Origin of the sequence: Halopseudomonas oceani, from assembly GCF_002903165.1 — a bacterium.
Taxonomy (GTDB): Bacteria; Pseudomonadota; Gammaproteobacteria; order Pseudomonadales; family Pseudomonadaceae; genus Halopseudomonas; species Halopseudomonas oceani.
The window spans coordinates 1-24237 of the sequence record NZ_PPSK01000012.1; the positions used below are offsets into that span (position 1 = coordinate 1).

General features: G+C 59.7%; 12 protein-coding genes. 9 read left to right on the plus strand and 3 right to left on the minus strand.

The features are described from left to right. From C1949_RS12695 to C1949_RS12730, 8 genes are all read left to right on the plus strand, one after another. Positions 1 to 4134 (plus strand): beta strand repeat-containing protein (locus C1949_RS12695; RefSeq protein WP_244908258.1); only part of this gene is annotated, 4134 nt, incomplete at its 5' end. Positions 4135 to 4197: 63 nt separating this feature from the next. Further along, the gene (locus C1949_RS12700) at positions 4198 to 9024 is read left to right on the plus strand and encodes an MBG domain-containing protein (protein WP_104738850.1); all 4827 of its coding nucleotides are present in this window, start codon (positions 4198 to 4200) and stop codon (positions 9022 to 9024) included. Positions 9025 to 9087: 63 nt separating this feature from the next. Further along, complete coding sequence (locus tag C1949_RS12705; protein WP_104738851.1) at positions 9088 to 13188, plus strand: beta strand repeat-containing protein; 4101 nt, start codon at positions 9088 to 9090, stop codon at positions 13186 to 13188. Between the two features lie 239 nt (positions 13189 to 13427). Next, positions 13428 to 14708: an MgtC/SapB family protein gene (locus C1949_RS12710; RefSeq protein ID WP_211287142.1), complete on the plus strand. Its 1281-nt coding sequence runs from the start codon at positions 13428 to 13430 to the stop codon at positions 14706 to 14708. Positions 14709 to 14930: 222 nt separating this feature from the next. Continuing rightward, positions 14931 to 15782, plus strand: coding sequence for an AraC family transcriptional regulator (locus C1949_RS12715; protein WP_104738853.1), 852 nt, complete (start codon positions 14931 to 14933; stop codon positions 15780 to 15782). 389 nt (positions 15783 to 16171) lie between these two features. After that, on the plus strand, positions 16172 to 18400 hold the full coding sequence (locus C1949_RS12720; RefSeq protein WP_104738854.1) for a TonB-dependent siderophore receptor: 2229 nt from the start codon (positions 16172 to 16174) through the stop codon (positions 18398 to 18400). Between the two features lie 73 nt (positions 18401 to 18473). After that, a complete protein-coding gene (locus tag C1949_RS12725) occupies positions 18474 to 18926 on the plus strand; it encodes a hypothetical protein (RefSeq protein ID WP_104738855.1) in 453 nt (150 codons plus the stop codon). Further along, positions 18907 to 19308: a hypothetical protein gene (locus C1949_RS12730; RefSeq protein ID WP_104738856.1), complete on the plus strand. Its 402-nt coding sequence runs from the start codon at positions 18907 to 18909 to the stop codon at positions 19306 to 19308. Before C1949_RS12725 ends, C1949_RS12730 begins: the two co-directional genes overlap by 20 nt. A 158-nt stretch (positions 19309 to 19466) precedes the next feature. Here the strand turns inward: C1949_RS12730 and C1949_RS12735 are convergent, their stop codons facing one another. Further along, positions 19467 to 19898 (minus strand): putative quinol monooxygenase, encoded by a 432-nt coding sequence (locus C1949_RS12735; RefSeq protein ID WP_211287144.1) that lies wholly within the window; start codon positions 19896 to 19898, stop codon positions 19467 to 19469. A gap of 131 nt (positions 19899 to 20029) precedes the next feature. Between C1949_RS12735 and C1949_RS12740 the strand changes: the two genes are divergently transcribed. Beyond that, positions 20030 to 20890, plus strand: a complete 861-nt coding sequence (locus C1949_RS12740) for an AraC family transcriptional regulator (protein ID WP_104738857.1) — start codon at positions 20030 to 20032, stop codon at positions 20888 to 20890. A gap of 53 nt (positions 20891 to 20943) precedes the next feature. Here the strand turns inward: C1949_RS12740 and guaA are convergent, their stop codons facing one another. Together guaA and guaB are read right to left on the minus strand one after the other, a co-directional pair. Next, positions 20944 to 22524 (minus strand): glutamine-hydrolyzing GMP synthase, encoded by a 1581-nt coding sequence (gene guaA, locus C1949_RS12745; protein ID WP_104738858.1) that lies wholly within the window; start codon positions 22522 to 22524, stop codon positions 20944 to 20946. Positions 22525 to 22636: 112 nt separating this feature from the next. Then, positions 22637 to 24109: an IMP dehydrogenase gene (gene guaB / locus C1949_RS12750; RefSeq protein ID WP_104738859.1), complete on the minus strand. Its 1473-nt coding sequence runs from the start codon at positions 24107 to 24109 to the stop codon at positions 22637 to 22639. Between the last annotated feature and the right edge of the window lie 128 nt (positions 24110 to 24237).

Genomic DNA, 24237 nt, shown 5'->3' on the forward strand with positions numbered 1-24237 from the left:
GGCATCGGCGCTGCGACCCTGAGCGCCAATCTGGAAAACAACAACGTTACTCTGGCCACCGTCGACGACGGCACCGAGCCCGGCGATATGTACGTCAACGGTGCAGTGAGCTGGAGCGCCGACCACACCCTCAGCCTAAACGCCCACAACGACATTCACATCAATGAAGCCATCACCGCGACCAACGGCGGCCTGACCCTGAATGCCGGCGGCGCGATCAGCGCAGACGGCGCGGTGAACGTCGGCACCTTTAATCTGCAAAGCGGCGCCTGGAGCCAGTTGGGCGCTACGCTGGCAGACTTTTCTGCCCGGGACTTCCAGCTCAACACCACCAATGCCAGCTTCCTGCGCGCCAACGGCGGTGACGGCAGCGACGGCAACGCCTACCAGATTGTTGATCTCTACGGCCTGCAGGGCATCGCCTCGCGCAACCTGTTAAGCAGCCACTTCGCGCTGAGCAACGATATCGACGCCAGCGGCACCGCCAACTGGAATGGCGGGGCGGGTTTTTTGCCTATTGGGGACGATACCAATCACTACACCGGCAGCTTTGATGGCCAGGGTCACATTATCAATGGCCTGACCATCAACCGCCCCAATACCGATAACGTGGGCCTGTTTGGGGTGATCTCCGCTAGCCAGATCAGCAATATCGGGCTAACTAACGCCACCATCACCGGACAAACCGTAGTTGGCGGGCTAGTTGGTAGCGGGACTAATAACAGCCGCATCAGCCACAGCTCGGTGATGGGCGACCTGGAGGGGGCTTTTGATGTTGGCGCGCTGGCTGGAGCCTTCAACGGCACCATCGAACATAGCCACAGCGGCGGTAGCGTGGTTGGCTATGTCGAAAGAACAGGCGGCCTGGTTGGCAGCATGACTGGACAAATCAGCGATAGCTACTCCACCGCCACTGTGGCAGCCGGGTCGCGAGACGTTGGCGGCCTCGTCGGTGTGATGAATGGCACCATCACCGCCAGCCATGCCGGTGGCAACGTAAGCGGTGCTACGTACATCGGCGGCCTGGTTGGGAGGAATGACAGCACAGGCACGATCAATCAGAGCTATGCCACCGGTTCAGTTAGCGGCGCCTATGCCACTGGTGGGCTGGTTGGCATGAATTTCGGTACGATCAACCAAAGTTATGTCACTGGGCGAGTCAGCGGCTTCCAATACGCCGGTGCACTCATCGGCACCCGGGAGAGTGGCACCATCATCACCAACAGCTACTGGAACACCGAGGCCAGCGGCCAGGCCAGCCCAGTGGGTGCAGGAAGCTCCACCGGCATCACCGGCCTCACCACCGCGCAGATGTTCGACGCCGCCAACTTCAGCGGCTTCGACTTTGCCGGCACCTGGGCCAACGCAGACGATCAAACCACCCCCTACCTGCGCGCGCTGGTCGGCAACCGGGTGTTCAACAAAAACGACCTGCCCACCGGCACCATCGACGCCATCAACCGCCCGGCGCTCTATACCGTGATCCAGAACGTCGAGCAGCTACAGGCCATGCGCGACGACGTCACGGCCAACTACCTTCTTGGCAATCATATCGACGCCACCGCTACCGTTAGCTGGAATGGCGGCGCGGGATTTGATCCAATTGCCCCGCCTTATACCGGCCATTTCGATGGTCTGGGTCATATCATCGATGGCCTCACCATCAATCGTCCTGAAAAAAATGACGTCGGTCTGTTTGCGGTGATGACCGGAGGTCAGATCCGCAATACCCACCTGCACAATGCATCGATCACGGGGCGAGAAAATGTCGGCGGTCTTGTGGGGGAACTTTTCGATCAGAGTCAGGGGGGCACCAGGGGCCGGATCATTCACAGCTCGGTGGCGGGAACCATCACCGGCAACATCGCGGTGGGTGGCTTGGTCGGTCAATCCGAAGGCTCAATTGAACAGAGCTATGCGACAGCCGACGTCTCTGGCGAGGCGGGTGTGGGCGGGCTAGTCGGCGCCTCCTATGGGGACATTACGCAAAGCTATGCCACCGGCGATGTCAGCGGCGTTGAGGTATCAGTTGGCGGGCTGGTGGGCGCGAATTTCGGTGTTATCAACCAGAGCTACGCCAGCGGACGGGTCACCGGCGATAGTGTCGGCGGCTTCGTTGGCTATCAGATTGGCAACGGCGTCACCGACAGCTACTGGAATGTCGACAGCAGCGGCCAGGCCAACGGGGTGGGTTTCGGCAGCAGCACAGGCGCCACTGGCCTCACCACCGCACAAATGCTGCAAGCCGACAGCTTCACTGGCTGGGATATTGATGCCCAAGGCGGCACGGGTACGGTCTGGCGTATCTACGAAGGTTATACCGCCCCGCTACTGCGTCACTTTTTGACCGCCCTTGAAGTCACCGGCGACACCATAACAACGACCTACAACGGCACTAACCAGTCCGGCACCTGGAGCGCCGCCGGCGAGTACGATTCTGACCGTATCTTTGGCCAGGTAGGCGGCGGACGCAACTCCGGCACCTATGCGCTCGACATGAACGGTTTGTACTCCGATCAGCAAGGCTACGACCTGATCATCACAGATGGCGGCACCCTGACCATCAACAAGGCCCAAGCCACCGTCACCGCCAACAGCGGTACAACTACCTATAATGGCACTGAGCAGAGTGTTAGCGGCTTTACTGTTGATGGGCTGGTTAACGGCGAGGATGCTAGTGTGCTCAGCGGTGTCACCACCAGCGGCGGTAAGGGCACCAATGCGGGTAGCTACACCCTGACCGCCAGCGGCACCGACGGCAACTACGAGCTGAACTTTGTCGATGGTGCACTGACCATCAACAAGGCCAAAGCTACCGTCACCGCTCACAGCGGTACCACCACCTACAACGGTACCGAGCAGAGTGTTGATGGCTTTACCGTAGAGGGGCTGGTTAACGGCGAGGATGTCAGTGTGCTCACCGGCGTCACCACCAGCGGCGGTAAAGGCACTAACGCCGGCAGCTACACACTCACCGCCAGCGGCACCGACGGCAACTACGAGCTGAGCTTTGTCAACGGCGCACTGACCATCAACAAGGCCAAAGCCACCGTCACCGCCAACAGCGGCACCACCACCTACAACGGTACCGAACAAAGCGTTGATGGCTTTACTGTCGACGGCCTGGTTAACGGCGAAGATGCCAGCGTGCTCAGCGGTGTCACCACCAGCGGCGGTAAAGGCACTAACGCCGGCAGCTACACACTGACCGCCAGCGGCACCGACGGCAACTACGAGCTGAGCTTTGTCGACGGCACCCTCACCATCAACAAGGCCCAGGCCACCGTCACCGCCAACAGCGGCACCACTACCTACAACGGCACAGAACAGAGCGTTGATGGCTTTACCGTAGAGGGGCTGGTTAACGGCGAGGATGTCAGTGTGCTCACCGGCGTCACCACCAGCGGCGGTAAAGGCACTAACGCCGGCAGCTACACACTCACCGCCAGCGGCACCGACGGCAACTACGAGCTGAGCTTTGTCAACGGCACCCTGACCATCGAACGCAAGGCCATCACCGGCAACATCACTGCCGATGGCAAAACCTACGATGGCAGCACCTACGCCAACACCCACGGCACCCTGGACGGCGTAATCAGCGGCGATGATCTGCAGTTCAACACCTCTGGCGCCTTCGCTGACAAGCACGTCGGCACCGGCAAGCAGGTCACCGTCAGCGGCTCACTCGGTGGCGGTGATGCGGGCAACTATGTGCTCACCACCAACAGCAGCACCACCGCCAACATCGACCGCAAAACCATCACCGCCGACATCCGCGCCCTGGACAAGCTGTTTGACGGCTCGCTCGCGGCAACCCTCGAAGGCGTGCTCAACGGCACCATCAGCGGTGACGACGTTGCGCTGCAGCTCAGCGGTTTGTTCGCCAGCCTCACGCCGGGCGAGAACCGTGTGCTGGTCGATGCCTCACTGACCGGTGCTGACGCGGGCAACTACCAACTGGTCGCCCCGGATTCGGTAACGGCCAGCCTGCTGGGCGTTGTGCAGAACGAAGACTACCAATCGGCCAATGTGAGTCAGCCGCCTGAATCACGCCGGTTGAGTGCACCGGGCGACGCGGGCTATCAGCTCGACGTCGACGACGATGCCCTGCATCTGCCCATGGCCAGCCGCTGAGATGGCTTGATTGAAACGCCGCTGCCCTTCGCAGCGGCGTACTGAGTAATTAAGGGACCGTATATGAACCGCACAGCCAGACACCCCAACGTCGCCCCCACCGCCCTCGCGGTCGCCATCAGCCTGATCTCGGTCAGCCTGCACGCCGCCGACCTGCCCACCGGCGGCAATATCGTCGGTGGCTCCGGCAGCATCAGTCAGGATGGCAACAGCCTGAACGTGCAACAGAACAGCGACAAGCTGATCACCAACTGGGACAGCTTCGACATTGGTGCGGGCAACACCGTCAATTTCCACCAGCCGGGCAGCGACTCGGTGGCGTTGAACCGGGTGATCGGTGAAGACGCCTCGGCGATCTACGGCAACCTCAATGCCAACGGCAAGGTGTTTCTGGTCAACCCCAACGGCGTGTTGTTTGGTCAGGGGGCAGCGGTCAACGTGGGGTCGCTGGTGGCCTCGACCCTCAGCCTCAGTGATGAAGACTTTAACGACGGCGACTATCAGTTTCAGGGTGATGGTAACAACGCCGCCGTCATCAACCGCGGCACCCTAAATGCCGACCAGGGCGCGGTCGCCCTGCTCGGTGGGCAGGTCAGCAACCACGGCATTATTCAGGCCAATCAGGGCACGGTGGCACTAGCGGCCGGCGACAAGATCACCCTGGACTTTGCCGGTGACGGCCTGCTCAACGTGACCGTGGATGAAGGCACCCTGAATGCACTGGCGGAGAACCACCAACTGGTTCGCGCCAACGGCGGCCAGGTGGTGATGACTGCCAACGCGACCAACGCCCTGCTGCAAACCGTAGTCAACAACACCGGGGTAATTGAAGCACACACCCTGGACAACCAGAGCGGCACCATCGTGCTCAAGGGTGGCTTTAACGGCGGCACGGTCAATGTGGCCGGCACGCTAGACGCCTCAGCGCCAAACAGCGGCGACGGCGGTTTTATCGACACTTCCGGCGCTCACGTCAAAATCGCTGGCGGCACCCAGGTCACCACCAAAGCCAACAATGGCACCACTGGCGAATGGCTGATCGACCCGACTGATTTTTACATTACCGACAGCAACGACCCGCAAACCGCCAGCGGCATCGGCGCTGCGACCCTAAGCGCCAATCTGGAAAACAACAACGTTACCCTGGCCACCGTCGACGACGGCACCGAGCCCGGCGATATGTACGTCAACGGTGAGCTCAGCTGGGATGCAGCAACCATTCTCGAGCTGAGAGCCCATCGCAATCTGCATATCAATAAAGCAATTACTGCCGTTAACGGCCATCTGCGCTTGAATGCAACCAGTGAGGTCACCGCCGACGGCGCGATTGATACCGCCAGCTTCGCTCTCTTGCGCGGCACTTGGAAGCAGCTCGGGCCCGAACTACCTGATTTTGATACCGGCATCTTTTACATTTCAACAGCAAACTCCACCTTTATTCGCGCTTTAGGTGGAAGTGGCGCGACTACCGATCCTTATCAGTTGACCGATATTTATGGTGTGCAGGGCATCGCGACTCACAACCTACTCACCAAGAGTTTTGTCCTGGCCAATGACATTGATGCCAGCGGAACTATTAACTGGGCTGGCGGGGCCGGTTTTGTCCCGATTAGTGATAATTACAACTACTTCACCGGAAACTTTTCTGGCCAGGGTCACGTCATTCGCGACCTGTATATTTTTCGGCCAACCTGGACCAACGTGGGGTTATTCGGCAGAGCAGACCCAGGATCGAGCATCAGTAACGTTGGGCTGGAGAATGTAAACATTGTCGGTGGATCTTATGTTGGCGCTCTTGCTGGGTACAACGCCGCCAACATTTCCCAGACCTATGCGACCGGCACGGTCACGGGCCGTGGCGATAGAGTGGGAGGTCTGATTGGCAGCACAGCATATGCGCCCAACATCCTCAACTCATGGACCGACGTCACCGTCAGCGCCACTGGCAGCCAAGTAGGGGGGCTTGCAGGAAGAACGAGTGGAGGCGTAGTTGCCAACTCCTTCGCCTTGGGTGACGTGACAGGCCATGACATGGTCGGCGGTCTGGTTGGTAATGCAATCAGCAAGTACTACGGAAACTATGCCTCCGGCAAAGTTACAGGATGGAGCGAAGTAGGCGGCCTACTCGGCAGTTTCGCTGGGGGCAGTCCCGGCGATTACGACCTCGCCAACTCCTACGCCACCGGTGATGTCATTGGTTCAGGCGACTCGGTTGGCGGTCTGATCGGCTGGAACTCATTGAAAGTTAGTAACGCCTACGCAACGGGCAACGTAATTGGCAGAAATTATGTTGGCGGCCTGGTCGGTCAACACAGTGCTCGCCAAGGCAACAGTTACCTCACTATCGAGTCGGCCTACGCCACCGGCACCGTCCAGGCCAACACCAGCGACGTCGGTGCTCTGGTGGGCAAGAGTGATGCGGCCATCACCGTATCCTTTTTCAATCAAGACAAAAACCCGCTATTGGCTGCCGTCGGATTGGGCTCCAGTGACGGCACGACCAGTCTGACGACTGCCCAAATGATGGATCTCGACAGCTTCAGCACCGCCTGGGGCTCAGCGATCGACGCCGATGGCGGGACCGGCAGCGTCTGGCGCATCTACGATGGCTCCACTACCCCACTGCTGCGCAGCTTCCTGACGCCGCTTACCATTGACGGCGGCAATACCACGGTCACCTACAACGGGTTGGTGCAGACAGGACAGTGGACGGCCAGCGCCGAGTACGACGCCAATTTGCTTCTGGGCAATGAGATCGTTGGCAAGAAAAATGTCGGTAGCTATGAGCTGGATCTAGGGGGGCTTTACTCCAGCCAGCAGGGCTATGACCTGGTTGTCAGCAATGGCACTCTGACCATCAACAAGGCTAAGGCCACCGTCACCGCCAACAGCGGTACCACCACCTATAACGGCACCGAGCAGAGCATCAGTGGCTTTACTGTTGATGGGCTGGTTAACGGTGAAGATGAAAGCGTGGTCACCGGCGTCACCACCAGCGGCGGCAAGGGCACCAACGCCGGTAGTTATGTGCTTACGGTCAGCGGCGGCAGCGCCGATAACTACGAGCTGAGCTTTGTCAACGGCGCCCTCACCATCAACAAGGCCAAAGCCATTGTCACCGCTAACAGCGGCACCACCACCTATAACGGCACCGAGCAAAGCGTCAGTGGCTTTACTGTTGACGGCCTCGTCAACGGTGAAGATGAAAGCGTGGTCGCCGGCGTCACCACCAGCGGTGGCAAGGGCACCAACGCCGGTAGCTATGTGCTTACGGTCAGCGGCGGCAGCGCCGATAACTACGAGCTGAGCTTTGTCGACGGCACCCTGACCATCAACAAGGCCCAGGCCACCGTCACCGCCAACAGCGGTACCACCACCTACAACGGTACCGAGCAGAGCGTCAGTGGCTTTACTGTTAACGGCCTGGTCAACGGTGAAGATGAAAGCGTGGTCACCGGCGTGACCACCAGCGGTGGCAAGGGCACCAACGCCGGTAGCTATGTGCTTACGGTCGGCGGCGGCAGCGCCGACAACTACGAGCTGAGCTTTGTCAACGGCACCCTGACCATCAACAAGGCCCAGGCCACCGTCACTGCCAACAGCGGCACCACCACCTACAACGGCACCGAGCAAAGCGTCAGCGGCTTTACCGTCGACGGGCTGGTCAACGGCGAGGATGCCAGTGTGCTTACCGGCGTCACCACCAGCGGCGGCAAGGGCACTAACGCCGGCAGCTACGTACTGACCGCCAGTGGCAGCGACGGTAACTACGAGCTGAGCTTTGTCGACGGTGCACTGACCATCAACAAGGCCCAGGCCACCGTGACGGCCAACAGCAGCACCACTACCTATAGCGGCACCGAGCAAAACGGCACTGGCTTTACTGTCAACGGGCTGGTTAACGGCGAAGACCAAAGCGTGCTGTCTGACGTCATCGTCAGCGGTGGCGGACGCAACGCCGGCACCTACGTATTGACCGCCAGCGGCACCGACGGCAACTACGAGCTTAGCTTCGTCAACGGCACCCTGACCATCAACAAGGCCCAGGCCACCGTCACCGCCAACAGCGGTACCACCACCTACAACGGTACCGAGCAGAGTGTTAGCGGCTTTACTGTCGACGGGCTGGTTAACGGCGAAGATCAAAGCGTACTGACTGGCGTGACCACCAGCGGCGGCAAGGGCACTAACGCCGGCAGCTACGTACTGACCGCCAGTGGCAGCGACGGTAACTACGAGCTGAGCTTTGTCGACGGTGCACTGACCATCAACAAGGCCCAGGCCACCGTGACGGCCAACAGCGGCACCACTACCTACAACGGCACCGAGCAGAGCGTCAGCGGCTTTACCGTCGATGGGTTGGTTAACGGCGAGGATGCCAGTGTGCTCACCGGCGTCACCACCAGCGGCGGCACGGGCACCAACGCTGGCACCTACGTATTGACCGCCAGCGGCAGCGACGGCAACTACGAGCTGACCTTTGTCGACGGTGCCCTGACCATCGACCGCAAGACCATCACCGCCGACATCCGCGCCCTAGACAAGCTGTTCGACGGCTCGCTCGCGGCAACCCTCGAAGGTGTGTTGAACGGCACCATCAGCGGTGACGACGTTGCGCTGCAGCTCAGCGGTTTGTTCGCCAGCCTCAAGCCGGGCGAGAACCGCGTGCTGATCGATGCCTCACTGACCGGTGCTGACGCAGGCAACTACCAACTGGTCGCCCCGGATTCGGTAACGGCCAGCCTGCTGGGCTTTGTGCAGAACGAAGACTACCAATCGGCCAATGTGAGTCAGCCGCCTGAATCACGCCAGTTGAGTGCACCGGGTGACACGGGCTATCAGCTCGACGTCGACGAGGATGCCCTGCATCTGCCCATGGCCAGCCGCTGAGATGGCTTGATAGAAACGCCGCTGCCCTTCGCAGCGGCGTACTGAGTAATTAAGGGACCGTATATGAACCGCACAGCCAGACACCCCAACTTCGCCCCCACCGCCCTGGCCATCGCCATCAGCCTGAGTGCAGCCAACCTGCATGCTGCAGACCTGCCCACCGGCGGCAATATCGTCGGCGGTTCCGGCAGCATCAGCCAGGCTGGCAACAGCCTGAACGTGCAGCAGAACAGCGACAAGCTGATCACCAACTGGGACAGCTTCGACATTGGCGCGGGCCATACGGTCAACTTCTACCAGCCGGGCAGCAACTCGGTGGCGTTGAACCGGGTGATCGGCGAAGACGCCTCGGCGATCTACGGCAACCTCAACGCCAACGGCAAGGTCTTTCTGGTCAACCCCAACGGCGTGCTGTTTGGGCAGGGTGCGGCGGTCAACGTCGGTGCACTGGTGGCCTCGACCCTCAGCCTCAGTGATGAAGACTTCAATAACGGCGACTATCAGTTTCAGGGTGATGGTAACAACGCCGCCGTCATCAACCGCGGCACCCTCAATGCCGACCAGGGCGCGGTCGCCCTGCTCGGTGGGCAGGTCAGCAACCACGGCATTATTCAGGCCAATCAGGGCACAGTAGCGCTGGCCGCTGGCGACAAGATCACCCTGGACTTTGCCGGTGACGGCCTGCTCAACGTGACCGTGGATGAAGGCACCCTGAATGCGCTGGTGGAAAACCACCAACTGGTTCGCGCCAACGGCGGCCAGGTGGTGATGACCGCCAACGCCACCAACGCCCTGCTGCAAACCGTAGTCAACAACACCGGGGTAATTGAAGCACACACCCTGGACAACCAGAGCGGCACCATCGTGCTCAAGGGTGGCTTTAACGGCGGCACGGTGAATGTGGCCGGCACACTGGACGCCTCAGCGCCAAACAGCGGCGACGGCGGTTTTATCGACACCTCCGGCGCCCACGTCAAAATCGCTGGCGGCACCCAGGTCACTACCAAAGCCAACAACGGCACCACTGGCGAATGGCTGATCGACCCGACCGATTTCACCGTCAACGCGGGCAATGCGACCAGAACAGACAGCGGCATCGGCGCCGATACGCTATCGGCCAACCTGGCTAACAACAGCATCACTCTGCAAACAGTCGCCAGCGGTAGCGAAGCGGGCGACATCAACGTCCAGGCCGCCGTTACCTGGAGTGCCGACACCACGCTGACGCTGAGCGCTCATAATGACATCAACATCAATGCCGCCGTCACCGCCCAAGGTGCAAACGGCAAAGTCGCCTTGCAATACGGCCAAGCCACTCCTGATGGCGGCGCGGCGGACTACCACATCAACGCCCCCATCAATCTGCAAAACGGCAACAACTTCAGCACCCAAAAAGGCTCGACCGGCAGTGTGATCAGCTACACCGTGGTCAACGATGCTGCGGCGCTGCAAGCCATGAACAGCGACTTGAACGCCAACTATGCTGTGGGCAGTAATATTGACCTGGGCAGTATCAGCAATTGGCAGCCAGTGGGTGGGAGTGATCGATTCACCGGCACGTTCAACGGCCTGGGCCACACCCTCAGCAACATCACCATCAACCGCAGTGGTACGGATTTTGTTGGCTTGTTCGGCGCTACCGCCAGCGGCAGCGTGATCCGCGATATTGGGCTTGTGGGGGGTAACGTCTCCGGCCGTAATCATGTCGGCGGGCTGGTCGGCGTAAGCTCAGGCATCATCAGCAACGCCTATGCAACGGGCAGCATTGAGGGCACTGGAAGAGTCGGCGGGCTGGTCGGCTTTAACCAATCGGGAACCATCATCAACGCCTACGCCACCGGCAGCGTTAAGGGCAGTGATAACTACATCGGCGGGCTGGTTGGATATAACCAGGGAACCATCAACAACGCCTATGCCACCGGCGACGTTGAGGGCAGTGGTGAATTCGTCGGCGGGCTAGTCGGGGCCAGCAGCTCGGGAACCATCAATAACGCCTATGCCACCGGCAGCGTCTCGGGCCGTAAAGTCGTCGGCGGGCTAGTCGGAGAGCATAGATCGGGAACCCTCAGCAACGTCTATGCCACCGGCAGCGTTGAGGGCAGTGATAACTTTGTAGGCGGGCTAGTCGGATATAACAACTCGGGAACCATCAGCAACGCCTATGCCACCGGCAGCGTTAAGGGCGGTGATGGCTACGTCGGCGGGCTGATCGGATCCAACCACGAAACCATCAGCAACGTCTATGCTACCGGCAGCGTTGAGGGTATTTACTCCGTCGGCGGGCTAGTCGGGTCCACCAGCAGCTCGGGAAACATCAATAACGCCTATGCCACCGGCAGTGTCTCGGGCGGTGACTACGTCGGCGGGCTGGTCGGATCCAACTTCGGAACCATAAGCAACGCCTATGCCACCGGCAGCGTTGAAGGCGAGGAAAAAGTCGGCGGGCTGGCCGGAGAACACAATATTGGCACTATCAACAACGCCTATGCTACCGGCAGCGTCTCGGGCCTTAACGACGTCGGCGGGCTGGCCGGATCCAACTTCGGAACCATAAGCAACGCCTATGCCACCGGCAGCGTTGAGGGCAGTGGAAGAGTCGGCGGGCTGATTGGATACCTTCTAGACGTAACTAGAGCCACCAAAAGCTACTGGAACACCGAAACAAGCGGCCAAACCAGCGCAGTAGGCTATAGCTCCGGAGGTAGCGCTGGTATCACCGGCTTGACCAATGCACAAATGCTGCAAGCCGACAGCTTCACAGGCTGGGATATGGATACGCAAGGCGGAGCGGGCACGGTCTGGCGTATCTACGAGGGTCATACCGCCCCGTTGTTGCGTCACTTTTTGACCGCCCTTGAAGTCACCGGCGACAGCTTCACCACCTACAACGGCACTGACCAGTCCGGCGCCTGGAGCGCCGCCGGCGAGTACGATGCTGATCACATCTTTGGCCAAGCCAGCGGCGGTGGACGCAACGCAGGCAGCTACGCCGTAGATATTAGCGGTCTGTACTCCGATCAACAGGGCTACGACCTGATCACCACCAACGGCACCCTGACCATCAGCAAGGCCCAGGCCACCGTCACCGCCAACAGCGGCAGTACCACCTATAACGGCACAGAGCAAAGCGTCAGCGGCTTTACTGTCGATGGCCTGGTTAACGGCGAAGACCAAAGCGTACTCAGCAGCGTGACCACCAGCGGCGGCAAGGGCACCAACGCTGGCAGCTACACGCTGACCGCCAGTGGCACCGACGGCAACTACGAGCTGACCTTCGTAGATGGCACCCTCACCATCAACAAGGCCCAGGCCACCGTAACTGCCAACAGCGGTACCACCACTTACAACGGCACCGAGCAGAGCGTCAGCGGCTTTACTGTCGATGGTTTGGTTAACGGCGAAGACCAAAGCGTACTGACTGGCGTGACCACCAGCGGCGGTAAAGGCACCAATGCCGGTAGCTACGTATTGACCGCCAGCGGCAGCGACGGCAACTACGAGCTGACCTTTGTCAACGGCACCCTGACCATCGAACGCAAGGCCATCACCGGCAGCATCAGCGCCGACGGCAAGACCTACGACGGCAGCACCTACGCCAACACCCACGGCACCCTGGACGGCGTAATCAGCGGCGATGATCTGCAGTTCAACACCACCGGCGCCTTCGCTGACAAGCACGTCGGCACCGGCAAGCAGGTGACCGTCAGCGGCTCACTCGGTGGCGATGATGCGGGCAACTATGTGCTCACCACCAACAGCAGCACCACGGCCAACATCGACCGCAAGACCATCACTGCCGACATCCACGCCCTGGACAAGCTGTTCGACGGCTCGCTCGCGGCGACCCTCGAAGGCGTGCTCAACGGCACCATCAGCGGTGATGACGTTGCGCTGCAGCTCAGCGGTGTGTTCGCCAGCCTCAAGCCGGGCGAGAACCGCGTTCTGGTGGATGCCTCACTGACCGGTGCTGACGCAGGCAACTACCAACTGGTTGCCCCGAACTCGGTACCCGCCAACATGCAGGGCTTTGTTCAGAGCGAAGACTACCAATCGGCCAATGTGAGTCAGCCGCCTGAATCACGCCAGTTGAGTGCACCGGATGACACCGGCTACCTGCTCAACATTGATGATAACGCCCTGCGCCTGACAGCCTCTGGACAGTAAACGACAAAGGTATCGGCCCGCAGAGGGCCGATACCCGCAGCGTCCGATGCAGCGCAACCCATTTCGCCCCTGTTACTTTTTCAGTATCGGTTGTACCTCGACACCAATCATTTTCAGCGGGGCCGGCCGCACTCAACAACCGGGCAATAGCTGCAGCGACCGGGTAGTTGCGTGCTGCCGAAAGGATTAGTCTGTCGCTAGACAGCTAGCCATGACAACGGGATGAGATGAACGGAATCGTGAACGATTTTCTGCTGAGTAATCAGCAGGCTCTGCACTTGGGGATCGCCCTGCTGCTTGGTGCCGTGATAGGCATTCAGCGGGGCTGGCAGGCCCGGAACAGAAAGGCGGGCGAGCGCATTGCCGGCGTTCGGACCTTTGCCCTGGTGGGACTGTTTGGGGGCATCAGCGCCTTGCTGGCAGAGGAGATAACCATCTGGGTGCTGCCGGCAGCGATACTGTCACTGACTGCCATTACCTTGGTCGCGTTCAGTCATCAGGCGCGTCAGCAAAACACCTTCAGCATCACCAACCTGATCTGTCTGCTGCTGACCTTCAGTTACGGCGCGGTAACGATTGCCGTTTCGCCCGCACTGGCGGCGGCCGCTGCTGTCATCACTGCCATCATTCTCGACAATCGCGAGGAAATTCACGGCCTGCTCAACCGTCTGCAGGAAAAAGAGCTGGATGCCGGCCTGAAACTGCTGCTGATTACCGTGGTTATGTTGCCACTGCTGCCCAACAGAGGCTTCGGGCCTGGCGAAGCGCTGAATCCGTACAACATCTGGATCATGGTGGTGCTGATCGCCATGATCTCGTTCATAGGCTACTTTGCCGTCCGTGTTGTGGGCACTGCCAAAGGCATCCTATTCACCAGCCTGTTTGCCGGGCTCAGCTCGTCCACCGCACTGACATTGCACTATGCCAAGGCGTCGCGTTCGGCCGATGAGCTGAGCCCACAGCTGGCTGCGGGTATTCTCATTGCCTGTGGCACCATGTTCCCGCGCATTCTGGTGTATTGCACACTGCTGAATCAGGCACTGCTGCCCGTGCTGCTGGGACCGGTACTGATCACCGTACTGTTTATTTATGTCCCTGCCCTGCTGATCTGGTATCAGCATAGAGACACACTCACCACAGAGCAGCCCACACTCAACAAGAACCCGTTGGATCTCAGTTCGGCACTGATATTTGGCGCGCTGCTGGCGGCGATTCTGCTGCTGGCCGAGCTGCTCACGCAATGGCTGGGGGACAAGGGGGTACTGATGTTGTCGGTGGTATCCGGCCTTGTAGATGTAGACGCGATCACCCTGGCCATCGCCCGTTTGTCTCTGGGTTCATTGGATCAGGAAACCGCGGTCATCGCCATACTGCTGGCGACCCTCAGTAACAGCCTGATCAAGGCAGCGATGGCACTGATATTCGGCACCCGCAGCCTGGGGCTCAGGGTGGCCATTCCGATGGTCATCGCCGTCGGCGCAGGGGTACTGGCCGCGTGGCTGCAGGCAGTCATGAGCTGAGGCGGCGAACTGACAGCAGTCCTGGCGGGCAAGATCCACTCAACGTGCTGGATACGGCGTTATGCGCGTGCAAAAGAAAACCCCTAGCGTCGAGTGCAGAAATGACCAGCATGATCAAGCGACCTCAACGGCAGTATGGCTAGACGGTATTGAACAGGTTGATCATACTATTTTCCATTTAGGCCAAAATCCCATCTTTCGTCCGAGGCGCTACGAGACACCATGTCGAGCATTGCAATCACCGATCTGACGGTGCCAAGGGACATCGACAGCGTCTCGCGACCGGTGGTGGCCCTGAGTGCCACATCGGTAGCAAATGACTGGGAAAATGCAAAGCACCAACACCGCAAGGCGCAGTTGATCTACTCCCTACGCGGCATCCTCAACTGCGAAATTGAAGACGGCGTCTGGATCGTGCCGCCGCAATGCGCCATATGGATACCGGGAGACTTGCCGCATGCGGCGCGGGGGGCAGGTGAAACGGAATGCTATTGCCTGTTCGTCGAGCCAGACGCCGCACCGGACCTTCCGAAAACCTGTTGCACCATTTCGGTATCGCCACTGCTACGTGAGTTGCTGGTGAAGGTGGCCGGCTTTCCTGAGCTTTACGCACCGGGCGGACGGGAAGACCGACTGATTGCCACGTTGCTCGATGAGTTGGCGGCAGCGCCGGTGGAAGACCTGCATCTGCCCATGCCGCGCGACCCACGACTGCGCAACCTCGTAGAAATGATGCTGGCCGATCCCTCGGACAAGACCGCCAAGGCCGATTGGGCTATCCGCATTGGCATGAGCGAGCGAAGCATGAGCCGGCTTCTGCTGCATGAGATTGGCATGAGCTTCGGCCGCTGGCGTCGGCAGCTGCATGTGATTCTTGCGCTTCAACGTTTGACCAAGGGTGAAAGCGTGCAAACGGTAGCTTTGGAACTGGGATACGAAAATGCCAGCGGGTTCGTCACCATGTTCCGCAAGGCGGTGGGCAAGCCTCCGGCACGCTATCTCTCGGATCGCTTGGGCGGCGCGGAGCTTGCTTCGGTGCCTGGCATCATGCTCCCCGATAACGTCTCGCCCTGATCGCACTTTGCAGTGCTGGCTCGAAAACGCAGTCCCCCTCTGGCGTTAATCATCTTTCCTTAGGCTGGCGATATCGCCGGCATGTCGCACAGCTCTGTTGATGGTAAAGGCCAACTTCGCGTCGGGAACAAAGCCCGCCTCGGCAGCCTGCAACTGCCAACATTAACGGAGCGCTTGGCCAAAGCGCAGCAAACCACCATTAGGCGGCGTGTGCTCACGCTGAGAAAAAGCCGCTGAGCAAGACTCTACAAGCATCCTATTCACTACAGCCACGTCGGCGAACAGCGTTGCGATTGGCCTAAATGAATAACAATCTGGCCTGATTTCGCCATCACGCCTCTCTGCCTTCATTGTTAAATACGGCATTCAAATGCAAATGAGTATTATTGATGCCAAAACCAACAACCACCAAGAGCGTGCCCCGCACCCTGCTCGGCTCAGCTATTGCGGCAGCAGTTTTCATTGGCGCGCAGGGCGCAAACGCCGCTGAGCCAACGCAGATCCAAACCAAGACCGGGGCAGCTCAGGGAGAAATAGCCTTGCCGGCTATTGCCGTAACCGGCCAGAGTGATAGAGCAACCACCGAAGATACCGGTTCCTACACCACGGGCGAGACGGCCGCTGCGACGCATCTGCCGCTGTCCCTGCGGGAAACCCCGCAGGCGGTAACGGTGATCACCCGCCAGCGTATGGATGATCAGCAGTTGAATTCGGTGCAGGAAGTGCTGGAGAACACCACGGGTGTCGAGTCCTACCAGTCCGACAGCGAGCGAACGAGTTTCTATTCCCGTGGTTTCCTGATCAACAACATTCAGTACGACGGCATCCCCACCGTGGTCGGCAACATCGTCAACGGGAGCGGAATCGGCTCTCTCGATACGGCGTTCTATGACCGTGTCGAAGTAGTACGCGGCGGCTCTGGCCTGCTGACGGGTACCGGTAATCCCTCCGCCGCTATCAATCTGGTGCGCAAGCGGCCGACCCGTGACTTCTCGGCAGCGGCTTCGCTTGGTGCTGGGAGTTGGGACAACTACCGGAGCATGGGCGACATCTCGACGCCATTGACCGATGACGGCCGCATCCGTGCGCGGTTGGTGGGCACGTACCAGGACGGACACTCGTATCTCGACGGCTACAAACCCAAGAGGCAGTCGTTCTACGGCATCATCGAAGCAGACCTAACCTCAGATACAACGGTGAGCCTCGGCTACGAGTACCAGGACATCACTCCGAAGGGCTCCACCTGGGGCGGTTTGCCGCTCTGGTTCAGCGACGGTACACAGGCGGAGTATTCACGCTCCAAGAACTATGCACAGGACTGGAGCTATTGGGACAACACCCTCAAGACAGCGTTTGCCGAGATCGAGCACCGCTTCGCCAATGGCTGGGCGCTTCGGGCCGTGGCTAATCAGTACCGTACCGAATACGATGCCGAACTGCTCGGTCTGGTCGGTCGTCCCGATCGCGCTACGGGACTGGGCACCTATCCCAACGGGGCCTACCCGGTCGCCCTGGCGTCTGAGGGCCATAGCCGCCAAAACACCTTCGACGTGATGGCCAGCGGCCCCTTCGAGCTACTGGGTCGACAGCACGAACTGGTGGTGGGGGCGACAAGTTCGCGCCGCAAGGCCAGCCAGGCGGATATCGCCCCGTTCTACGCAGGCTTGGTGCCGGTCAATGTCTATGATCTGAGTCCCGCCTTTCCCCGTCCTGATTTCGATGCCATGGCGCGAATACCGACCCGCACCCGGATCAAGCAGAACGGTGTCTACAGCGCAGCCCGATTCTCGCTGGCTGAGCCTCTGAAACTCATTGTCGGTGGCCGCTTCAGCAACTATGAGATCGACGACGTCAGCGGCAACTCGTCGTTGCATTACAAGAAGAGTAGTGAATTCACCCCGTATGCCGGCTTGATCTACGACATCGACAAGTCCTATTCGGCTTACGTGAGCTACACGGGGATATTCAATCCGCAAACCGACTATCGCGACAGCAGCGGTAACGTGCTCACACCGAGCAAAGGAAAGACCACGGAAATTGGCCTCAAAGGGGCCTATATGGAGGGGCTTCTGAATGCGTCGGTTGCCTTATTCGAGACCGAACTGGACAACGCAGCACAGATGGTTGCAGGAACCTATACACCAGCCGGTGCACAGGCTTACCAGGGCACCGATGGGACGAAATCGCGCGGCATTGAGCTTGATGTTCAGGGTGAGCTGGCGCGCGGCTGGAACATCTACGCCGGTATCGCCCATTTCACGGCACAAGATGGCGACGGCGCCCGTCTGAACACGCAGCTACCGCGCACCACCGCTCAGCTTTTCAACACCTATCAGTTGCCCGGACAGTGGAGCAAGTTGACGCTGGGCGCAGGCGTCCAATGGCAAAGCCGCTTCTACAAGGCCGCCAATACAGGCACTAGCACCTTGGGCGGAGAACAGGATTCTTATGCCATAGCATCACTAATGGGGCGTTACGCGATCACCGATCAGACCAACGTGGCGGTCAACGTCAACAACGTTTTCGACAAGGAGTACGCACTGCAGAAGGGCGATTACGACACCGTGGGTTACGGCGCTCCACGCAATGTGATGGTGACGCTGAACTACAGGTATTGATTTGCTCTCAGGCGAACATTTCAGCACAGGGAAAACCTCTGCCATACAACCATCAACCATGGAGAAAGCGCTTATGCCCCTTCAGCCCCCAGCACCAAACCTGGCCACGAACACCTCAAGCAAGGTCGCCTTGTTCTGGCTAACGACAGCCGTAGGTGCCGTGCTGTTTGTCACCTTCCAGTTGTTCTTTTACATAAACGATTATGTGAGAGCACAAGGCGCAACACCGGCGATTACGTTTGAACCCGGAGTACTGTGGGTTTTCCCCGCGTTCTACGGGTGCTGGATCGTCACTATGCTGCTCGCACTGATCGGAACCCAAAAGTCTCACTGGGTGACGCTCATTCTCGGCAGCCTGCTTGTGGCCCTGAATACCCTCGGGGGAATCTCCGACGGAATGCGTGACGGCTGGTACGTTGCCTTTTCGGCCGTATTCTTCATTACATTGCCGGGCGTGTTCGCCATTGCCGCCACCTGGCGTCACATCAAAGAAACAGGAAACAACCATGACGATGAACAGCTCTGACTTCCCATTGGTCTGGATGAATCTAACGCAGGAACCCGGACATGATCACCAGAAGGACTTCGAAGAGTTCGAGGCGAATTTGCGGCGCGGCGAGCCCTTCGTCATCTTGAGCGACACCGCACCCGCTGAAGACCACGAGCACTCACCGGAAGACAAGAAGCGCACCGCACTCTGGATGAAAAAGCACAAGGCTGAATTACGAAGGCTGGTTCTGGCCATGATTCTAGTCGAACCCAGCTCGGCAAAACGTCTTGGTTTCAAGGCCTTTGCTACCGTATTTGCCAAGTTCTGGGGCTACCCGCTTATTCTTGCAAGGTCACATGAGCAGGCAATAGAGATGGCCAAAGAGCTGCTTTCACGTAATGCAACGCCATCCCCATGACCGCTCACAAACGGACCTTCTCACGCGGCTTGTCCAGCGCGTGAGACCTGCCCGAACAGACGCTTCTTTAGCACTGACCCGCTTTTCACCGGCGGGCCCGCAAAGTGGCAGGACAGCCGCAGAGAACCAGCTTACCCGAGGAGACCTGCTTCGCGACATCACTGCTGTAGATGCGAGAAGTAATCCTTGCTCATCAGCACGTCCAGACGGTGCACCCGAGCAGCATCGACCAGAATGGCGTTCATCCTCTCCCGATCTCGAAAGATATCGCCCCCACCGCCTTCAACGTGCGCCTGCCTCCCAGCCAGATCGAAGAAGGCCTCAAAGATGCCGAAAACTCGCTCGGAGAAACGCACCGCAAACCAGGGTCCGGTTCCCGGTTCCTGCTCCACGCAGAGGCGAATGTCGCGCAACATCTGCACCACCTCGTCTTCGCGCCCGGGCTTGGCTTCGAGATGAATATAAAACGCCTTGCGCCCTTCCGCGCCCTGCTCACCGATCTGTAGCACGCCAACATGCGGGGTCTGGGGGGCTTCTGGCGGCGCCACCGGGCCCGGTACTGAGCCAATGGGAATCTGCTTGTCGTTCATGGAAAATCTCCTGATTTGGAGCCTCCACTCTAGCGGTGCGGCTAAATCATCAGATGCGCAAAGCACCAAGAAACCTGCCTAAAAATCCCGCCAGCTTTACCCTCGCCCATTCTCAGGCGCAGAATGCCAACATGCACAAAGCGCTGATTGAGACCGCACGCAGCTACTGCCAAAAGCACGCTGCAGAAGGCTCCCCTATTAAAACCCCGGTACCCGGCCTGGTCCTGCTGCGGAGAGTAACGCCTGCGGAAGTGGATCACGCAATAATCCAGCCCCTTCTGTGCTTGGTGCTGGAGGGTAGCAAGGAGGTCGATATCGGCGACCGGTGCGAGCGCTTCAATGCAGGTGAAGTAATGCTGGTCAGCCGCAACGTCCCCACCAGGACACGCATAGGCGAGGCCAGTGCGGCTAAGCCGTATCTGTCCATCGCGCTGGATCTGGATGCAGGCTTGCTGCGCGAGTTGATAAACCTGCACAACGGCCTTCCTGAGCAACGGCAGAACGTTCGGCCGGCACTATTCGACGCCGTACGCCGTCTCATCGCCGTGCTTGATCAGCCAGCGTCCTTGGCAGCTCTTCACGCTGGGCTGCTGAGGGAAATCCACCATTGGTTGCTGCTCGGCCCCGAGGGCGAACAGCTCCGAGAACTGGCGCAGGTAGATGGCCACGCGAGCCGCATCGCACGAGCGGTAAGCCTGCTGCGACGCGACTATCGCAGGGCGCTAACTATTGACGTATTGGCAGCCAAGGCGGGAATGAGCCGCTCGGCCTTTCACCTGCACTTTCGTGCACACACATCACTGACGCCGCTGCAGTTCCAGAAGCAGCTCCGGCTGATTGATGCACGCAATCAGATATTCAGCCGAGGCAAAAGCGTCAGCGCCGCGGCCTTCGCCGTCGGCTACGAAAGCGTCTCACAGTTCAGCCGCGAGTATCGCCGCCTGTTCGGACTGTCCCCGGCGCAGGACAAGCGGGCATCAACAGACGGCTGAAACAAAAAAGGCGCCCGATTGGGCGCCTTCTTCTGACAACGAGCGAGGTGGAATCACTCCCACTCGATGGTCGCCGGCGGCTTGCTTGAGACGTCGTAGGTGACGCGGGAGATGCCTTCGATTTCGTTGATGATGCGGTTGGAGACCTTCTCCAACAGCTCATAGGGCAGGTGCGCCCAACGCGCGGTCATGAAGTCGATGGTTTCTACCGCACGCAGGGCAACCACCCAGGCGTAACGACGGCCATCACCGACCACACCAACCGACTTGACCGGCTGGAACACGACGAAGGCCTGGCTGGTCTTGTGGTACCAGTCGAAGTTGTGCAGCTCCTGAATAAAGATGTGATCCGCCAGACGCAGCAGGTCAGCGTACTCCTTCTTCACTTCACCGAGGATGCGCACACCCAGCCCCGGACCCGGGAACGGGTGACGGTAGACCATGTCGTAGGGCAGACCCAGTTCCAGACCGATCTTGCGGACCTCGTCCTTGAACAGTTCGCGCAACGGCTCGACCAGTTCAAAAGCCATGTCGTCCGGCAGGCCGCCGACGTTGTGGTGCGACTTGATCACGTGGGCCTTGCCGGTCTTGGCGCCAGCCGACTCGATCACGTCCGGGTAGATGGTGCCCTGGGCGAGGAACTTCACATCCTGCAGCTTGGTCGCTTCGGTGTCGAAAACCTCGATAAAGGTGCGGCCGATGATCTTACGCTTCTCTTCCGGATCGGCGACACCGGCCAGACGGCCGAGGAACAGGTCTTCGGCATCAACACGGATGACCTTGACGCCCATGTTTTCGGCAAACATGGCCATGACTTGATCGCCTTCCTGATGGCGCAGCAGACCGTTGTCGACAAAGACACAGGTCAGCTGATCACCAATCGCCTTGTGCAGCAGTGCTGCAACCACTGAGGAATCAACGCCGCCAGACAGGCCCAGTAGCACCTTGGAGTCGCCAACCTGTGCACGCACGGTGGCGATGGCATCTTCAACGATGTTGGCCGGCGTCCACAGCGCTTCACAGCCGCAGATCTCGAGCACGAAGCGCGACAGAATGCGGCCGCCCTGCTTGGTGTGGGTCACTTCCGGGTGGAACTGCACACCGTAGTAGCCGCGCTCGTCGTCGGCCATTGCAGCGATCGGGCAGCTCGGGGTGCTGGCCAGTACGTGGAAGCCTTCAGGAATCGTGGTGACCTTGTCGCCGTGGCTCATCCAGACATCCAGACCAAACACACCGTCGGCGTCGACGTGGTCTTCAATACCATCGAGCAGGCGACCCTTGCCGACCACATCGACACGGGCATAACCGAATTCGCGAACATTCGACCCTTCGACCTTGCCGCCCAACTGCTCGGACATGGTCTGCATGCCGTAGCAGATGCCAAACAGCGGGACATTCAGGTCGAATACGGCCTGCGGCGCACGCGGGCTGTCAGCTGCGTGTACCGACTCCGGACCACCGGCAAGGATGATACCGCGCGGCGCAAAGGCGTTGATGTCCTCGGCACTCATGTCCCAGGGGTGGATCTCGCAGTAAACACCGATCTCACGTACCCGACGGGCGATGAGCTGGGTGTACTGGGAACCGAAGTCCAGAATCAGGATGCGGTGCGCATGGATATCTTGCAGGGACATGGAATTTCCTCAGAGAAAGTAAGCGGCAAACCCGAAGCTGCAAGCGACAAGCGCACACCGTGCTGCTTGCAGCTTGACGCTTTCAGCTTGCCGCTGATGGGTTGAGCTACGCTCAACCCACTCGATAGTTCGGCGCTTCCTTGGTGATCTGCACATCGTGTACGTGCGATTCACTCATGCCGGCACCGGTAATACGAACAAACTCGGGCTGGGTACGCATCTCGTCGATGGAGCTGGAACCGGTATACCCCATCGAGGCTCGCAGGCCGCCCATCAATTGATGGATGATGGCTGACAACGCGCCCTTGTACGGTACGCGGCCTTCGATGCCTTCCGGCACCAGCTTCTCGGCGCCCGCAGCGGAGTCCTGGAAGTAACGGTCGGCGGAACCACCACCGGCGTTGGCCATCGCACCCAGCGAGCCCATGCCGCGGTAGGCCTTGTAGGAGCGGCCCTGGAACAGTTCGACTTCGCCCGGCGCTTCTTCGGTACCGGCAAACATCGAGCCCATCATCACAACCGATGCGCCAGCGGCAATGGCCTTGGCCAGGTCGCCGGAGAAGCGGATACCACCGTCCGCGATCAGCGGTACACCGGTGCCTTCCAGCGCGGCAGCTACGTCGGCAATCGCAGACATTTGCGGTACACCGACACCGGCAACAATCCGGGTAGTGCAGATCGACCCCGGGCCAATGCCAACCTTGACCGCATCCGCACCCGCGTCGGCCAGTGCCTTGGCGGCTGTGCCGGTGGCGATGTTACCGCCGATCACCTGAATATCCGGGAAGTTCTGTTTGACCCAGCTCACGCGATCAATCACGCCCTTGGAGTGGCCGTGTGCAGTATCCACAATGATCACGTCAACGCCAGCAGCGGCGAGCGCCTCAACCCGCGCCGGGGTTTCGGGGCCGGTGCCAACAGCTGCGCCAACCAGCAGACGACCCTGATCGTCCTTGGCGGCGTTCGGATAGGCCCGGGCCTTTTCGATGTCCTTCACGGTCATCATGCCCTGCAGACGGAATGCGTCATCCACGATCAGCACTTTCTCGATACGGTGAGTATGCAGCAGCTGACGTACTTCTGTAGCAGCAACGCCTTCCTTGACAGTTACCAGCTTTTCCTTCGGCGTCATCACATCGCTGACCAGCGCGTTCATGCGGGTTTCAAAGCGAATATCACGGGCGGTGACGATACCAACGAGGTCGCCATTGGACAGCACCGGCACCCCGGAGATGTTGTTCTGACGGGTCAGTTCGATCAGCTCGGCAACGGTTGCGCTGGCATCGATGGTGATCGGGTCACGGACAACGCCGGACTCGAACTTCTTGACCTTGCGGACTTCGGCGGCCTGCTGCTCGACGGTCATGTTTTTGTGAATGATGCCCATGCCACCTTCCTGCGCCATGGCAATCGCCAGACGGGCTTCGGTGACGGTGTCCATCGCGGCGGACAGCAGCGGGATGTTCAGTTCGATACGACGGGTCAGACGGGTCTTGAGACTCACGTCCTTGGGCAGGACCTCGGAGTATCCGGGCACCAGGAGAACGTCATCAAAGGTAAGTGCTTCTTGGCGAATACGCAGCATAGCAGGCTCCCGAGCGGGAAAATGGAAGCGCGCCATTATACCTATCCCCCCGGTCACACTCAATTGGATTCAGCATGCTAAATCACCGCACACATCAGCTGCGGCGCGCTGCCCGGCAGATGGCTTGG